This is a genomic window from Psychrobacter urativorans (assembly GCF_001298525.1).
In the GTDB taxonomy this organism is placed as follows: Bacteria; Pseudomonadota; Gammaproteobacteria; order Pseudomonadales; family Moraxellaceae; genus Psychrobacter; species Psychrobacter urativorans_A.
On the sequence record NZ_CP012678.1, the window covers coordinates 2,391,325 to 2,406,038 of the forward strand.

The 14,714-nt window shown below is 41.1% G+C and carries 11 protein-coding genes; 4 read left to right on the forward strand and 7 right to left on the reverse strand.

Annotated features, from left to right (window positions below; all coding sequences use genetic code 11):
* Window positions 1–145: 145 nt before the first annotated feature.
* From ccoG to ccoN, 5 genes are all read right to left on the reverse strand, one after another.
* A complete protein-coding gene (gene ccoG, locus AOC03_RS10380) occupies window positions 146–1,555 on the reverse strand; it encodes a cytochrome c oxidase accessory protein CcoG (protein WP_062535753.1) in 1,410 nt (469 codons plus the stop codon).
* A 488-nt stretch (window positions 1,556–2,043) separates the two neighbouring features.
* The gene (gene ccoP, locus AOC03_RS10385) at window positions 2,044–3,183 is read right to left on the reverse strand and encodes a cytochrome-c oxidase, cbb3-type subunit III (protein WP_062535755.1); all 1,140 of its coding nucleotides are present in this window, start codon (window positions 3,181–3,183) and stop codon (window positions 2,044–2,046) included.
* Window positions 3,180–3,362: a CcoQ/FixQ family Cbb3-type cytochrome c oxidase assembly chaperone gene (locus tag AOC03_RS10390; RefSeq protein WP_062535757.1), complete on the reverse strand. Its 183-nt coding sequence runs from the start codon at window positions 3,360–3,362 to the stop codon at window positions 3,180–3,182. Before AOC03_RS10390 ends, ccoP begins: the two co-directional genes overlap by 4 nt.
* Window positions 3,362–4,000, reverse strand: coding sequence for a cytochrome-c oxidase, cbb3-type subunit II (ccoO, locus tag AOC03_RS10395; RefSeq protein WP_062535759.1), 639 nt, complete (start codon window positions 3,998–4,000; stop codon window positions 3,362–3,364). Before ccoO ends, AOC03_RS10390 begins: the two co-directional genes overlap by 1 nt.
* A gap of 9 nt (window positions 4,001–4,009) precedes the next feature.
* Window positions 4,010–5,491, reverse strand: a complete 1,482-nt coding sequence (ccoN, locus tag AOC03_RS10400) for a cytochrome-c oxidase, cbb3-type subunit I (RefSeq protein ID WP_062535762.1) — start codon at window positions 5,489–5,491, stop codon at window positions 4,010–4,012.
* A 1,268-nt stretch (window positions 5,492–6,759) separates the two neighbouring features.
* On the opposite strand from ccoN, the gene AOC03_RS10405 reads away from it, so the two are divergent.
* Entirely contained in the window at window positions 6,760–7,149 is a 390-nt protein-coding gene (locus AOC03_RS10405; RefSeq protein ID WP_062535764.1) for an SCP2 sterol-binding domain-containing protein, read from the forward strand.
* Between the two features lie 138 nt (window positions 7,150–7,287).
* Here AOC03_RS10405 and AOC03_RS10410 read toward each other — a convergent pair whose 3' ends face one another.
* Window positions 7,288–8,265, reverse strand: coding sequence for a hypothetical protein (locus AOC03_RS10410; protein WP_062535766.1), 978 nt, complete (start codon window positions 8,263–8,265; stop codon window positions 7,288–7,290).
* Between the two features lie 426 nt (window positions 8,266–8,691).
* On the opposite strand from AOC03_RS10410, the gene AOC03_RS10415 reads away from it, so the two are divergent.
* The gene (locus AOC03_RS10415; RefSeq protein ID WP_062535768.1) at window positions 8,692–9,930 is read left to right on the forward strand and encodes a lipoprotein-releasing ABC transporter permease subunit; all 1,239 of its coding nucleotides are present in this window, start codon (window positions 8,692–8,694) and stop codon (window positions 9,928–9,930) included.
* Between the two features lie 72 nt (window positions 9,931–10,002).
* A complete protein-coding gene (lolD, locus tag AOC03_RS10420; RefSeq protein ID WP_062535770.1) occupies window positions 10,003–10,683 on the forward strand; it encodes a lipoprotein-releasing ABC transporter ATP-binding protein LolD in 681 nt (226 codons plus the stop codon).
* Between the two features lie 75 nt (window positions 10,684–10,758).
* Here lolD and AOC03_RS10425 read toward each other — a convergent pair whose 3' ends face one another.
* Window positions 10,759–11,334, reverse strand: coding sequence for a DUF2062 domain-containing protein (locus AOC03_RS10425; RefSeq protein WP_227514232.1), 576 nt, complete (start codon window positions 11,332–11,334; stop codon window positions 10,759–10,761).
* Window positions 11,335–11,684: 350 nt separating this feature from the next.
* Between AOC03_RS10425 and AOC03_RS10430 the strand changes: the two genes are divergently transcribed.
* Window positions 11,685–14,645, forward strand: coding sequence for a ComEC/Rec2 family competence protein (locus AOC03_RS10430; protein ID WP_084785903.1), 2,961 nt, complete (start codon window positions 11,685–11,687; stop codon window positions 14,643–14,645).
* The last annotated feature ends 69 nt before the right edge of the window (window positions 14,646–14,714 follow it).

Consider the following 14,714-nt stretch of genomic DNA (forward strand, 5'->3'; position numbering starts at 1 on the left):
ATGTATCAGCTGATAAACACAACTGCTAGCTGTTCGTTTAATAATAATGAATAACCGCAGTCAGTATAGCTTGATTTAACAAGTGCTGCATCTGCTAAGTCACTGATAATAAAACACTTAGCAGAAATTAGTATCTCTTAAAGGCTTACTGACCTTGAGTGGTAAATATATTTTGTTTACTCACTTTATATTTACCATCTTCACTAACCACATTTAAAGTCACCGGTGTTTGACCTTCAGCAACAACGGCAGGGTCACCGGAAATACTGACTGACATATCAAAGCTTTCACCAGGATCTAATGGCACATCATTAAAGCGCAGTTGTAGGCTCAGACCTTCTTGTGGCGCTAAAGTAATTTTATAAGTGTGTGCTTCTTGGGTTTTATTGGTCAGCTTAACGACATAACTGTTTTCAATCATACCTTGGGCATTGGTTGATGACAGCTGATTACGGTCACGGCGAATATCAATCTCTAACGGCACGCGATCCGTCAAGGCATATATAACACCACCACACAATACGGTAAGTAGCGTTAGATAAGCAAAAAGTCGTGGACTGAATACTCGGGTATTCTCTTTTTCTACCAACTGTCGCTCGGTGGTATAACGGATCAATCCGCGTGGATAACCAACCTTGTCCATAATCTCATTACAAGCATCGACACAAGCAGCACACTGAATACACGCTACTTGTAAACCATCACGAATATCAATCCCAGTAGGGCATACCTGCACACACATCTGGCATTCAATACAGTCACCTAAAGCTTCAGGATTAGTACCTTTTTTGCGCGCACCGCGAGGTTCACCGCGATCATAATCATAAGAGACTACTAGCGTATCTTTATCGAACATCACACTTTGAAAACGACCATACGGACAGATTTGAATACACATCTGCTCACGCATATAACCGGCATTAACATAAGTGGCAAAAGTAAAAATAAACATGGATACCCATATCCATGTTGACCAATTAGGAACAGGTATGAATCCTATCATCTGCCAGCTTTGATATAAGGCATCTGTGCCTGATACATAACTGACGAAAGTAGTCGCGGTAATCGTCGAAAACACAAACCAAATAAAGTACACCACAAAGCGCTTAAACGCTTTAGTCGCGCTCATTGGTTCTTTATCGAACTTAATACGTTTATTACGGTCGCCAATGACCAATTTCTCAACATATTGGAACATATGCGTCCAAATCGTTTGTGGGCACGCATAGCCACACCACACCCGCCCTGCGTAAACAGTCACCATAAATAGCGTGAAAGCCGCAATAAGCGCAAATGCTGCAATAAAGTAAAAGTCTTGCGTTAAAAAAGTCATGCCAAAAATATAGTAATGCTGTGATGGCACGTCAAACCAAATAGCTTGCCTACCATTATAGCGTAGCCACGGTAAAATCAGAAAAAGTGCCAAAAAGGCATACATGCTAATGACACGAATATTCTGATAAAAACCAGTAATAAAACGAGGATGAATACGTTTTTTAGTGGCGTTGAGATCGACCTCATGTACAGGAATGCGATTGGGTTGTGGTGCTGACATAAACTTGCCTCTTTAAAAAAAGAATCAGTCTGCTGGCATGGGTAACATACACTTATGATAAAAATACGATGTGTGAGCTTGCGCTGTTATCAATGTCAGTAAGTAGTAAGAATATTATGCAGGTTCTAACCACCGAATGAGCGATTATAAATAACGGACTTTAATGACAATCATTTTAACATTGCCTTCACTATAAATGGGGTAATAATACAAAAAAACAATTATTGCATAAGCATGAAAGTTAAAGCAGCGTCTAGGTTTGACTGGCTTATAACACTTATAATATATACAAAAATGTAGCTATAGAATTTTGTTTATTAATAAGTGAGAATAAACCTTCTGTTAAAATTATTAAGTAATCAGCAAAAATTCCTCATTACGAAACATCTGAAAAAAGTAGTACATGAACTAAAAAAGGAGAACTGCAATAGCAATTCTCCTTTTTGTAAATTATACCATTTTATGGCTCAATAAAGAATGAAACAGTCTTAATTTGCGCTGGCTACTGCTTTAGGAGCCGGTGCATTTGCAGGTACGGTAGCTGTAGCGGTTGGCACGCCTTTATCTGATAATGAATAGATATAAGCGGCAAGTAGCATAATACGTTCATTACCCAGTTTGGTTTCCCATTGTGGCATAACGCCTGCACGACCATAACGTAAAGTCTCGCGTACCGTCTCACGCTCACCACCATATAACCAAACATTATCCGTTAAGTTAGGCGCGCCTGCAGAAATCATCCCTTTACCATCTTGACCATGACATAGGGCACATTGCTGCTTAAAGATAGCTTGACCTTGTGTGACTAAAGTATTATCAAGCTCACCATTGCTCTTGCTACCATGATCAGGCGATAACGATAGCACATATTCAGCTGCTGCTCGTACGCCATCTTCACCGATTTGGTCGCGCCAAGCAGGCATACCACCAACACGACCATTATGTAGCGTGGTTAAAATATTGCTAGCTTCGCCACCATATAACCAATCATTGTCAGTTAAGTTAGGATAGCCTGTTGCACCTTTAGCGTTAGAGCCGTGACAAACTGCACAGTTCTGTAAGAACAAACGGCTACCGACTTTTAATGCATTTGGATTTTCAGACAGCTTAACAACGTCAGGTGCCAGTGCTGCAATATTCTCATCAATCTTAGTTTGCAAATCTGCAGGTGGCTTATCGCTACGACGCATGGTTGCTTGCATCTCAGAGAGTGATGCCAACGTCTTCGCTGCATCAGCAGCATTTGCTTGTACCAATATACTTTTTTCAAAGTTATCAGTGAATACCTTGTTATTACTTTCAAGGTCACTATATAGCTCGTTTTTAGACGTCCAAGGTACTGTCTTACCGTCAACTTCTACGGTTGCGATACCATCCCAGCTTTTTGGAAACATAGCAGGGAAGAATACCCAATAGACAACACCCCAAACAATAGAGCCAAAAAATATAACTAACCACCATTTTGGTAAAGGCTTATCGTATTCGCGGATACCGTCGTATTCGTGACCGGTTGTACCGTCTTCTTCTACTTCTGGCTTAAACTTTAATACCATCAATAAAGCACCAAGGATGAAAAGCCAACATCCAAAACTTAAGATGGTAATCCAAGAACTCCAAAAAAATGTCATTGTTCATCCTTATTGCGCTGCTCGTCAGACAAGGACTCTTTATCCTCATCATCAAGCGCAAGTTGTGCATCTTCTTCGAAGCGTTTTTTGTTTTTTGGCGAATACGCCCACCATGCAACGCCTACGAAGGCAATAAAGGCAGAAACGGTCGCAATTGTTTGTAATTCACCAATACCCATTAGCGCTGTCCTTCCATCGCAGTACCTAACTGTTGAAGATAGGCAACCAAAGCATCAAGCTCGGTAGCGCCTTGAACAGCATCAGGAGCCCCATCAATGTCTTCATTAGTATAAGGGACGCCAAAACGGTCACGGAAAAGACGCATTTTAGTCTGAATATTCTCACCGTCAACTTCGTTTTTAGCAAGCCAAGGGAAACCTGGCATGACGGACTCTGGCACTAGCGAGCGTGGATTGATTAAATGCTGCTTTTGCCAATCTTCAGAATAGCGTCCGCCAACACGTGCCAAATCAGGTCCTGTACGTTTTGATCCCCATAAGAATGGGTGATCCCACGTTGACTCAGCAGCACGCGAGTATGGTCCATAACGTTCAACTTCTGCGCGTAATGGACGAACCATTTGGGTATGACAGACGTGACAACCTTCACGAATATAGATATCACGACCTTCAAATTCAAGCGCTGTCCACGGTTCCATAGCCGGCAGGGGAGCGTTCACCCCACCTTCTTCTGGTCCTTTTTGATCGTATATCAGCGGTACAATCTCAACGAGCGTTGCAAAGCTAATCGCAATAACGATACCGATGACCAACAAGCCTGTATTTTTTTCAATAATTTCATGCGGTGTACCAGCCATGATCGCTCCTTATACTTTAGCTGTCGAGATTTGATCGACACTAGGTTCATGATCAGTTGGATCAGCAATATCTACAGGCTTACCTTCTGGCATCTTGAGCGTTTTATAAACGTTGTATGCCATAACAAACATACCTGATACATACAGCAGACCACCAAACGCACGGCCAATATATGGGAAATGCGAGAATTCAACGGTATCAACAAAGCTATAGACTAAGGTACCATCTGGGTTCGTCGCTAGCCACATCATGCCTTGACCAATACCTGAAATCCACATAGATACGATATAGAAAATAGTACCTGCTGTTGCTAGCCAAAAATGCGTCGTGATAAGACTAATAGAGTACATTTTTGGTTTGTTATAGATACGCGGTAATAACACATATAGTGAACCAATCGTGATCATACCAACCCAGCCAAGTGCGCCTGAGTGTACGTGACCCACTGTCCAATCCGTATTATGCGATAGTGCGTTGACCGTTTTGATTGACATCATTGGGCCTTCGAACGTTGACATCGCATAGAACGACAATGCCACAATCATAAAGCGAATGATCGGATCGGTACGCAGCTTATCCCAACTACCTGATAGCGTTAGTACACCGTTAATCATACCACCCCAAGATGGAGCAAATAGGATGATTGAGAATACCATTGCTAGAGACTGCGTCCAATCTGGAAGCGCTGAATAATGCAAATGGTGACCACCAGCCCACATATATGAAGCAATCAATGCCCAAAAGTGAACGATAGACAAACGGTAAGAATAAATAGGACGACCAATCTGTACAGGAACGAAGTAATACATCATCCCAAGGAAAGCTGCCGTCAAGTAGAAACCTACCGCATTATGCCCGTACCACCACTGCACCATCGCATCGGTTGCACCGCCATATAATGAGTAAGACTTAAAGGCACTAACAGGAATTGCCATACTATTCACGATATGCAGTAGCGCAATCGTAATAATGAAGGCGGCAAAGAACCAGTTAGCCACATAAATATGAGAGGTTTTACGTTTGATTAGTGTGCCGAAGAAAACGATGGCATAAGAAATCCATACCAAAGCAATCAAAATATCGATCGGCCATTCAAGTTCAGCGTATTCTTTGGTCGACGTTAACCCTAAAGGAAGCGTGATTACAGCTGATACAATAACAGCCTGCCACCCCCAAAAGGTAAACCATGCTAAATATGGGGCAAATAATCTTGTCTTACACGTACGTTGAACGATGTAGTAAGACGTTGCGAACAATGCACAACCACCAAACGCAAAAATAACGGCGTTAGTGTGTAGTGGTCTTAGACGACTAAATGTGATCCACGGAATGTCAAAGTTCAGTGCTGGCCATGCCAGCTGTGAAGCAATGAACACACCGATACTCATGCCGACGATGCCCCAAACTACGGCCATAATCGTAAAAAATCGTATAACAGTGATTTCATACTCACGGTCAACTGGGGCGACTGCTGTGTTTTGTAAACTCATTGGATGATTCCTTTACAGCCCGAATTATCAACAGAATTAACTAACGCTTCGCAACATCTACGTTATAACAAAATAACAAGATACTATTTGCGGTACATGCGGTTGTCTGACTTATTTATTACCGTAATGACTTATTAACTATCAGCTTAGAATTTTGACGATTATCAGCTGCTGCTGATGGGTGAGTGGCACTAAAATTTAAGGCGCGCACTGCTAAGCGGGGATAGAATAATTAATACATCGTTAAGGTAAATAAGAGAAAGAGCCATCTTTGAGCATCAATAATCTATTAAGAATAAGTATGTATCTTTATCAGGACTAATAAAAAATAGCGACTACTGACGTTAATAATTGAAACATATTTGATTAACGAGATACTCTTTTAATGATAGATACGTGCTAGCGACGGCTGACAAAAACATGTTTACGTAATGTTTAGTTAAAACTCCCGATTCTGTTTAAGGTATTGTAACGCAATATTAAGCAAATATCATCAGAACTATGCGCCAAAATACAAACTCTTTGGTAAATAAACAGGTCTGCAACCTTTGTTAATATCGTAACAAATTGGCTGTAAACCCTTATTTTTATTGTAGAAATAAGAAAATTTACAATAAAAATAGGATGAATGAAAATATCTATACTAGAAATATTGGTAAGCGTTAGACATCTATCTTGATATATGTTTGTCATAAATGACTAACATATCGTTAACAATATTATTTAACTCATAATACGCTGATAAGGTAGCGATGTTAAGACAAAAATGCTTGAATAGCCTCAGCATCTTTCAGTGACTACCATTATAATTATGATTAATCAGATAATACTGCCAAGGCTAACGGTCAACGGCATTCATCATAACAAAAAATTCCAACATATCAACACAATATGCAAGGGATTACTATGTTAGTTCATTTAATGGCAAAGGTAGCAAGTTCTCATGAGACTTAAATGGGTGATAGCAGCTTTCGATACGCACTAAAAACATCAATGCGTACTACAAATATAAGAAAAAATATGAGAATTTGTTACCGTTTGGCAAATAGTCATAGTTTTGGGTTTTACTTACTTTAAAACCGCGCCATAATAAGGCGGGTTAACATTACACGTCAGTGGTAGTGAAAATATTGGCACATAATGTTCAAGCAATTTTAAACAATAACTTTTTTTGAATCTCAGTATCAACTAAATTTCAATATCAACATAGATACCACTCTTTATTGTGTGGGCGTTTATCGTATGTGATATTTACTAAGGATAATAAAATGTTAGATTTTTTGTCGGACGCATGGTTTGAGCAAGTTGAGCAATTTGGTCAAGAAGCTGGTGAGCTGAATTTGCCACCTGCCTTGGCTAATATGGTTATTAATTTAAAAGTGGCTGATGCTGAGCAAGATATTGAAGCCAACTTTGCTAATGGCTATTTGCATCGTGGTCTAAATGCAGATGCAACCGCTACCTTGCTATTAGATCGTAAACTCTTAATGTCTATCATTACCGATTTTGATATGAATGAGGTTATGGGTGCTTTTATGGGCGGTCAGATTCGTGTTGAAGGGGACATGACACAATTGATGGCGCTACAGTCTGCACGCCCAAGTACAGAACAAAAAGAGCTGTTCAAACGTATTCGTGCAAATACTAATATGGCTTAGTACTGTTAGTTTAAGTACTTTAAACTGGTTTTGTAAATCAACCTTGTCAATCAACAATGAGATAGCAAAAAAAGCCCCTAACGTGAATTAGGGGCTTTTTTTATCAATAATTTTTTGCTCAACAATTAATACGTTGGATTAACTTGCTTGCGACTGTGAGGAGGTGGCATTCGTCTGATTTTCTTTATATATCGCTGCTTGTAGCCAAATATTGGCTTGCACATAATCATTGACTTGAATGGCTTTATTAGCCGATGTGCTCATTGCCGCCATACGTACTACGAATGGCGTGGCATTTTGCTCACGCAATATCACCACGTCAAATAAAATGATGGGTTTACCATTAAATAGTGTCTCTTGTTTACCCAATACTTGACCTTGACACCATGCTTCATCCTCTTGTCCTAAAGTATCACCAAATAAATAAGCGCACATATGACCCAGATTAATTTCTACGGGTTGCATTTGCTCTTTGGTTTCAGGCTGCCAGTCTTTAATCTGCTCTTGTAAATTATCAGGTATCTTACCATCGTTAGCCGCGACGATATCGTTAAAGGCACGATGATAACGAATGGCTTCTTGGTCTTTAATGACGATGACTTCTTTTTGCTCACTGTTTGTAATCTCATGCGCCCAAGCGCTAAAGTTCACAAAATAAGAGGTATTCTGTTGATATAGATGTTGATTAGCCGTATACAGCTGATCAAAAGCGTAAATGATGCTGCCATCAGCGGTTCGTAACCGTAGAACCGCATCATGGGTATTTTCATTAACAATCACGCGCTCAATGCGGCAGTCTAAACCATAGGGACCGTTGACGCATGGATAAGCATTAATGAAACATTCCGGTTTGCCGTCTTTCATCGCCAGCACTTGATTGATATGACAATGCTGATCTTCTGAAAGCAATATACGATTGTCTTTCGAACTCACATTGGCATTAAGACCTTTAGGCATTGCCGCTTTTGCAATCATTTGTTGTAACCATTGAGGTACATCATGACTCATATCATCGGTTAAAATACGCCAATGATCGGCATGACCAGCAGTTTGCTCGTTGGTTAAGGTAACCTTTGTGGGAGACTGGATATTTTTATATTGATAATTAATGGCCATGAAGATACTCAAAATTAAGTCAGCTATGAAATTTAGACGCTAAACTGTTGTTATTTATATATCGACCAATATTTAAAAATAATTGGTTTAGGATACACGGTAATATAATCAGTAAAAGGTCGTCAACCAAAAACGGTCAGTTAATGATGATTGTCCCTAGTCTATAATATATAGGTATAGAAACAACGAATAGCAAGTCCCTCACAAAAAATAATAATCAAGCACTGTGTTTTGTTAGAAAATATCGGCAGTTTTTATGAATGAATGGCATATGTTAGACAATTTGTGTCAAACTATCTCCTTTTTGATAGCCCTAGTTGCATGAATTGCTGCATAAACAGATGGGTTATCTAAAACCATATTTATGTGCCCGATAGCTTTAAAGCTTATACACAGTTGCACATAGATAAGATAAAGAGTTTGAATATGTTTCGTCCTTTAGCGTTATTTATTGGTCTACGGTACACTCGAGCAGAGCGCAGTAACCGCTTTATCTCTTTTATATCACTGATTTCGATGATCGGTTTGACCCTTGGGGTTGCAGTATTAATCACTGTTTTATCGGTGATGAATGGTTTTGATCGCGAGCTAAAAACCCGTATTTTGGGCATGGTGCCGCAAGCAACAGTCACGGCAACTGAGGTTATCGGTGACTGGGAAGTGTTAGCGAATCGAATCAAAGCAGAAGACCCAGAAGTGGTGGCGGTTGCGCCCTTTATCCAGTTGCAAGGGATGTTGACTTCAAATGGTCAAGTCGCTGGCATCATGGTGACAGGTGTTGATCCTAAATATGAGAAAAACGTTTCCATTATCAATGAGCACATGACTGAAGGCAGTATCGATACGCTAAAAAGCGGTGACTTCAGTATTGTGCTCGGTGAAGAGATGGTGCAATCGCTTGGTCTGACTATCGGTGATAAAGTCACGTTAGTGCTGCCAGAAGCGTCACCATCACCTGCTGGCGTGATACCGCGCTTTAAGCGTTTTACCTTAACGGGTATTTTTAGTATCAGCCCAGAAGTCGATAGCATCATGGCATTTATTCCCATGAGTGATGCGGCTAAATTGCTGCGTTTACCACCGGGTGCGCAAGGTATTCGTCTCAAGCTTAATGATATCTTTACTGCTCCAATAGCAGCACAAAAAGCAGCGGCAATTGCTCCTGACCAGCTCTATCCGAACGATTGGACGCAAACCCACGGTAATCTATTTGGGGCGATTCAAATGGAAAAAGCGATGGTCGGCTTGCTGCTGTTCTTAATTATTTTAGTTGCCGCGTTCAATATTGTTTCAAGCCTAGTGATGTTGGTCACCGACAAAAAAGCAGACATTGCGATTCTAAAAACCTTTGGTGCGTCTCCGCGTCTGATTACGCAAGTCTTTATGGTGCAAGGCGTCGTTATCGGTGTCATTGGTACGGTTGCGGGTACGATATTGGGCGTGATATTTGCGCTGACGATTAGTGATATCTTGGGCTTTATTAACCAAAGCTTTGGTTTGCATTTATTTGATGCTTATTTTATTAATTATTTGCCATCACAGTTACGCTGGGTTGATGTGGTACTGATTACGGGTGCATCATTTTTTCTGAGCTTTTTAGCCACTATTTATCCTGCGCGTCGTGCGGCTAAAATTCAGCCAGCCCAAACTTTACGCTATGAGTAGATACTGACTCATTGCGTTTAGATTTATCATTTTTTAATCATGCGGTTATGAAGTACGAATAAAGGAAACGCTATGTCTGCCATATTAGAGGCGAGCAATATTAGTAAGATATATGACGAAGGTACGGTACGCACACAGGTCTTAACCGGTCTGGATTTGTCGGTAAAGGCGGGTGAGCGTATTGCTATTGTCGGTACGAGTGGCTCTGGCAAAAGCACGTTGCTACATTTGCTGGGTGGGCTTGATACACCGACCAGTGGTGAGGTGTGGCTACACGGTAAGTGCTTAAATCATATGAATGAAACTGAACGCGGGGCAATGCGTAATCAGTATTTGGGCTTTATTTATCAATTTCATCATTTATTAGCAGAATTTACCGCGGTAGAAAACGTGGCAATGCCGTTATTGATGCGTCCAAAAGTATCGACGACAGATGCGCGTAAGCAAGCTATTGAGCTGTTAGAAAACGTGGGCTTAGGTCATCGTTTAGACCATAGACCTGGTGAGCTATCGGGTGGTGAGCGTCAACGGGTAGCCATTGCACGTGCGTTGGTAACGAAACCGTCCCTTATTTTAGCCGATGAGCCCACAGGCAATTTGGACTATGATAACGCGCAAAGTGTCTTTGGCTTATTATCAGAACTACAAAGCACCATGCAAACGGCGCTATTAATGGTCACTCATGACCGTAATTTAGCGGCACTTGCTGATCGACAGCTCTTGCTACGTAATGGGCATTGGGAAAATTATTAAGCGGTTGTTTATTTTTTAATAAGTGGTTTCTTTTTAATAAGCAGTATTGAGACCGATACTGCTTATCACTATTTATTACTGTTTTGGCGGTTTATTAGACGTCTCTTGCGGGCGTTTTTGCCAACTGATAATGGTCTTATACCGCCAAATTACTTTGAACGCTAAGCCGCAAATAATACTGGTAATCACTGCCAGTATTATCAATCCTAAACAAAATGCGGATAACGATACGGTGCCGCTATAGGTCGTGAAGGGATTGTCACCACCTGCTAATACCCATAAACTAAAATCAGATATCATCTTGCCAATCAGTCGTAAACTAATCATGGGTACGTCAAGAATCTTAGCACCAACATAATATGCCGCATAAAAAACAGGTAGGGTGGTCACTGGATTGGTAATCCACGTGAGACCAAGCGCCATTGGTACATTAGCACGAAAAATAAGCGAACCAATTAATGCCAGTAACATCTGTCCGGGTAGCGGAAAAAAGGCGCTAAGCACACCGATATAAACCGCTTTATTTAAACTATGACGATTAAAATGCCACAAACGAGGATCAACCAGATGTGGCGCCAATAGCTTTAAAGAGCGGCTTTCTAGTATTTTTTCGGGCGTGGGCAACATGCTTTTGAGTCGTTTTTTTGGCACAGGCTAGCTCTTAATCATTAAATACTGACTGCTCACTATTGCGTGAGAGGCGGGCGTCCTAGTGATATTATCAGTGATAATACCGTTAGCAACAAGGATAGAAGTGGCGGCAAAGTCAATGCATCTTAATATCGCCAAACGTTTATTGAGTATAGGGTAATCTTCCGAGTAATGCTATTACTAAGCACAATGAGAATTAAGATTGTGGTGGCTATTTAACCTAACAATGAAACCTAATTATTAATCATTATCTCTGAATTTTTAGCGCTTTAAATTTAACGCTTTAAGTTTAGATCATCAAGCAAGGAGTGCTGGTGTACGGATTGATTGGTATACTCATAATAATTGTTATGATAGCAGCACTGTCAGTTGCCAGTGCTATAGGCTTACCCGATAATGATTTACTGGTTAGTATCAGTAACTTTTCGCTGATGCCATTGTTGCTCATTATCGTGAGCATTGTGCTGATAGTAACGACTCAGCGTAGTGCACCAGCTGTAGCGCCTGCTCGCTCTGGTAAGTCTCAGCCTGCATTGTCTATTCGGCATTTTTCTTTACATACGACTCGTTATTTATTTATCACTCTATGCATCGGCATTTTAATTGTTGGTAGCGCATGGCAAGCTTTAAGTCATTACCAACAAGCAGAAGCGACAAAAGTTACCGATACGATGCGCGTAACTGCATGGGTTACGATTGAAGGCATTAGTGACAGCGTTTATGACTCTGAGATAAGTAGCGGCTATCGACAAGTGGCGATGATAAGAGCACTCTCACCTTTAGTATCTAATCTTACGGCGCAAGATTTAAACAATGCGACTGCTCAGTATATTGAGGCACAAACGACCACTAATCTAGTGGATAGTAAATTTGAGGATAAGTCATATCGTATCTTACTTAATGCTTACCCTAATAATAAGAAAAATGAGGGACAGCTTGCCGCTTTAAATAATTTACAACCTGGTGATCAGCTATTAATGACTTTAACGCTAGCACCGCTAAAAAATTCAAAAGAAGCTATTAATAATTCGTCAGGGTTTGACAGCTATCGCTGGCTACGTGCGCGTCATATTGATGGTGTCGCTACTATAATAGCTATTGGTTCGCCCATTCAGAACACTGATAATTCGTTAACATCAACAGCGGATTCTGAATCTTATCTGCAGCGGTTGCGTGTGACGATTGATCAAGGACGCTGGCAATTGCGTCAGCATTTTTATCAAGATTGGACGCAGTATTCTACCGCGCAACAGCAAGCGCGAGCGGTCACGTTAAGTTTGTTAACGGGCGATCGCAGTCTTATTAACCGTGAGACGAAAGATTTATATCAGCTGGCGGGCATCTCGCATTTATTAGCCATTTCTGGTACGCATGTTCTATTTTTAGCCATTGTGCTGGCAAACTTGGTTACTTTATTGATTGATAGAAAGTGGGCGACACTATATCGCACGATGCCGCGTTGGCAGGTGCGCTTGTGGGTAATGATTAGCGCGGCTTTTATTTATGCGCTATTTACAGGCTTTGATGTGCCGGCAGCGCGAACGGCATGGCTGCTACTTGCGATAGGATTGGTACGATTGACCTTATTGCCTGTTAGTACCATGCGTGTATTATTAGCGTTGGCAATATTGATGGCATGGTTTGACCCTTATGTATTGTGGCAAGCAGGCTACTGGTTGTCTTTTATCGCAGTGGCATTACTCCTAAAATATGACGATGCATCAACATTAAAAAGCCAAAACAGCTCTCAAAACAGCTCTCAAAAAATGTCTTTCCATCAGCATCCTGATATTCAAAAAAACAATCAACTTTATACTAAAACATGGTTAGTCGTTAAACGGTTATTTAAGTTGCAATGTTGGTTATTCATCGCGCTATTACCGATTACTTTATTACTATTTGGCAAAGTGTCGCTATGGGGCTTGGTCATTAATCTGTTTGCCATTGGATTGTTTGGCTGGGTGATTGTGCCGCTTAATTTGTTGGCAGGACTTTGTTATCTGATATCGCCCGTAGTGGCTGATGGTATATGGACATTAGTCACAGCCATCGTTGCTAATTTGCATGAGCTAATCACGTGGCTGACGGCATTACCTGTGCTCAAAGGCGCGTGGCTGTATACGCCTATGAATACGGCTATGCTCATTATGGCGTTGTTAGTCATGCTGCCGTGGCTGTTACCGCGCGGTCTGTTCAGTCGCTGGTTGGCAGCGCCGCCCTTGGCTTTATTAATGATGACTGTGTTTGCCAATCAGCAGTCTTTTTCATTAAAACCAATATTAACTGTTTTACCGACTGGCGACCGTTATCTAAGCGCTGCGGTGTTGCAATATCCTATTAATAGCGATAATGCTAAGCAAAATAGTGAGCTTAAAGAGTCAACGACTTCAGCTAGTGTCAGTTGGTTATTCTTAGCCAATCATCGTCCGCAAGGGATGCGCACGATGCCAAGCACATTGACGGCTGACAAGTTATCAGCGACATTAGAGCAACAGCTGCGCACCTTATCTATCAATCGTCTAGAAGGCATCGTGGTACAGACAAGTGTTGCCGCGTTAACGGATACTGTAACCAATGATTTGCCACCTAAAAAAGCAGCAGAGAAAAACATGGCGTCAGCGCCTGAGCTGCTACCAATGACGGTTGCACAAATTGTTCAAAATTTCCCCACCAAGCAATATTGGCAAGCTGGACGTAGTGAACGTTGGTCAGACCGTCAGCAAGCCTATTTAAATGAAGGTGCGTCGAAATCTAAAACTCTGATAAGTGTGCAACGCTGCGAGCAAGATAAAACATGGCAGCTGCCTAATGGTGACTTAACGCTACAAGTGGTAACTGGCTGGCATACCATAGACGATGACAGCGTTTGGGATTGTGCATTGGCAATCGATAGTAAGATGCCAGTAGACGTTGTGCAATATAATGCAACTGATCCGCAGCAGTCGCAAAAATTGACGGCACAGAAATTAGCATCCTCTACCAAATCATCAACAGAAAATTCAGGCGAAAAATTAGGACAATCAAATCTAAAAAACCAACAAGATAACTTATCAACTCAATCGGCTCAATCAAGACTTATGCTTGATGCCAGTACGCATTCACGTACGTGGCAGTTATGGTCATTGTTATGTAGCGCCAAGCCATTTGCACTTAATAATGCTTTGGCGCACTCGACAAGGTGGCTTGCTCATAGTGCATCGCAAGTATCTGCTAGTATATTAACGACGCATCAGGTAGATGAGGTGATGACTTATGATAATGAACCTTTAGAAGTGGCATTAGCTCTTGGTACAAAGGCACAAGTAGATTGAGCGGTCACAAATAACACAGTAATCATCGTAGATTTTATGGTTTATGAGTTTCTACTATTGAACCATGAC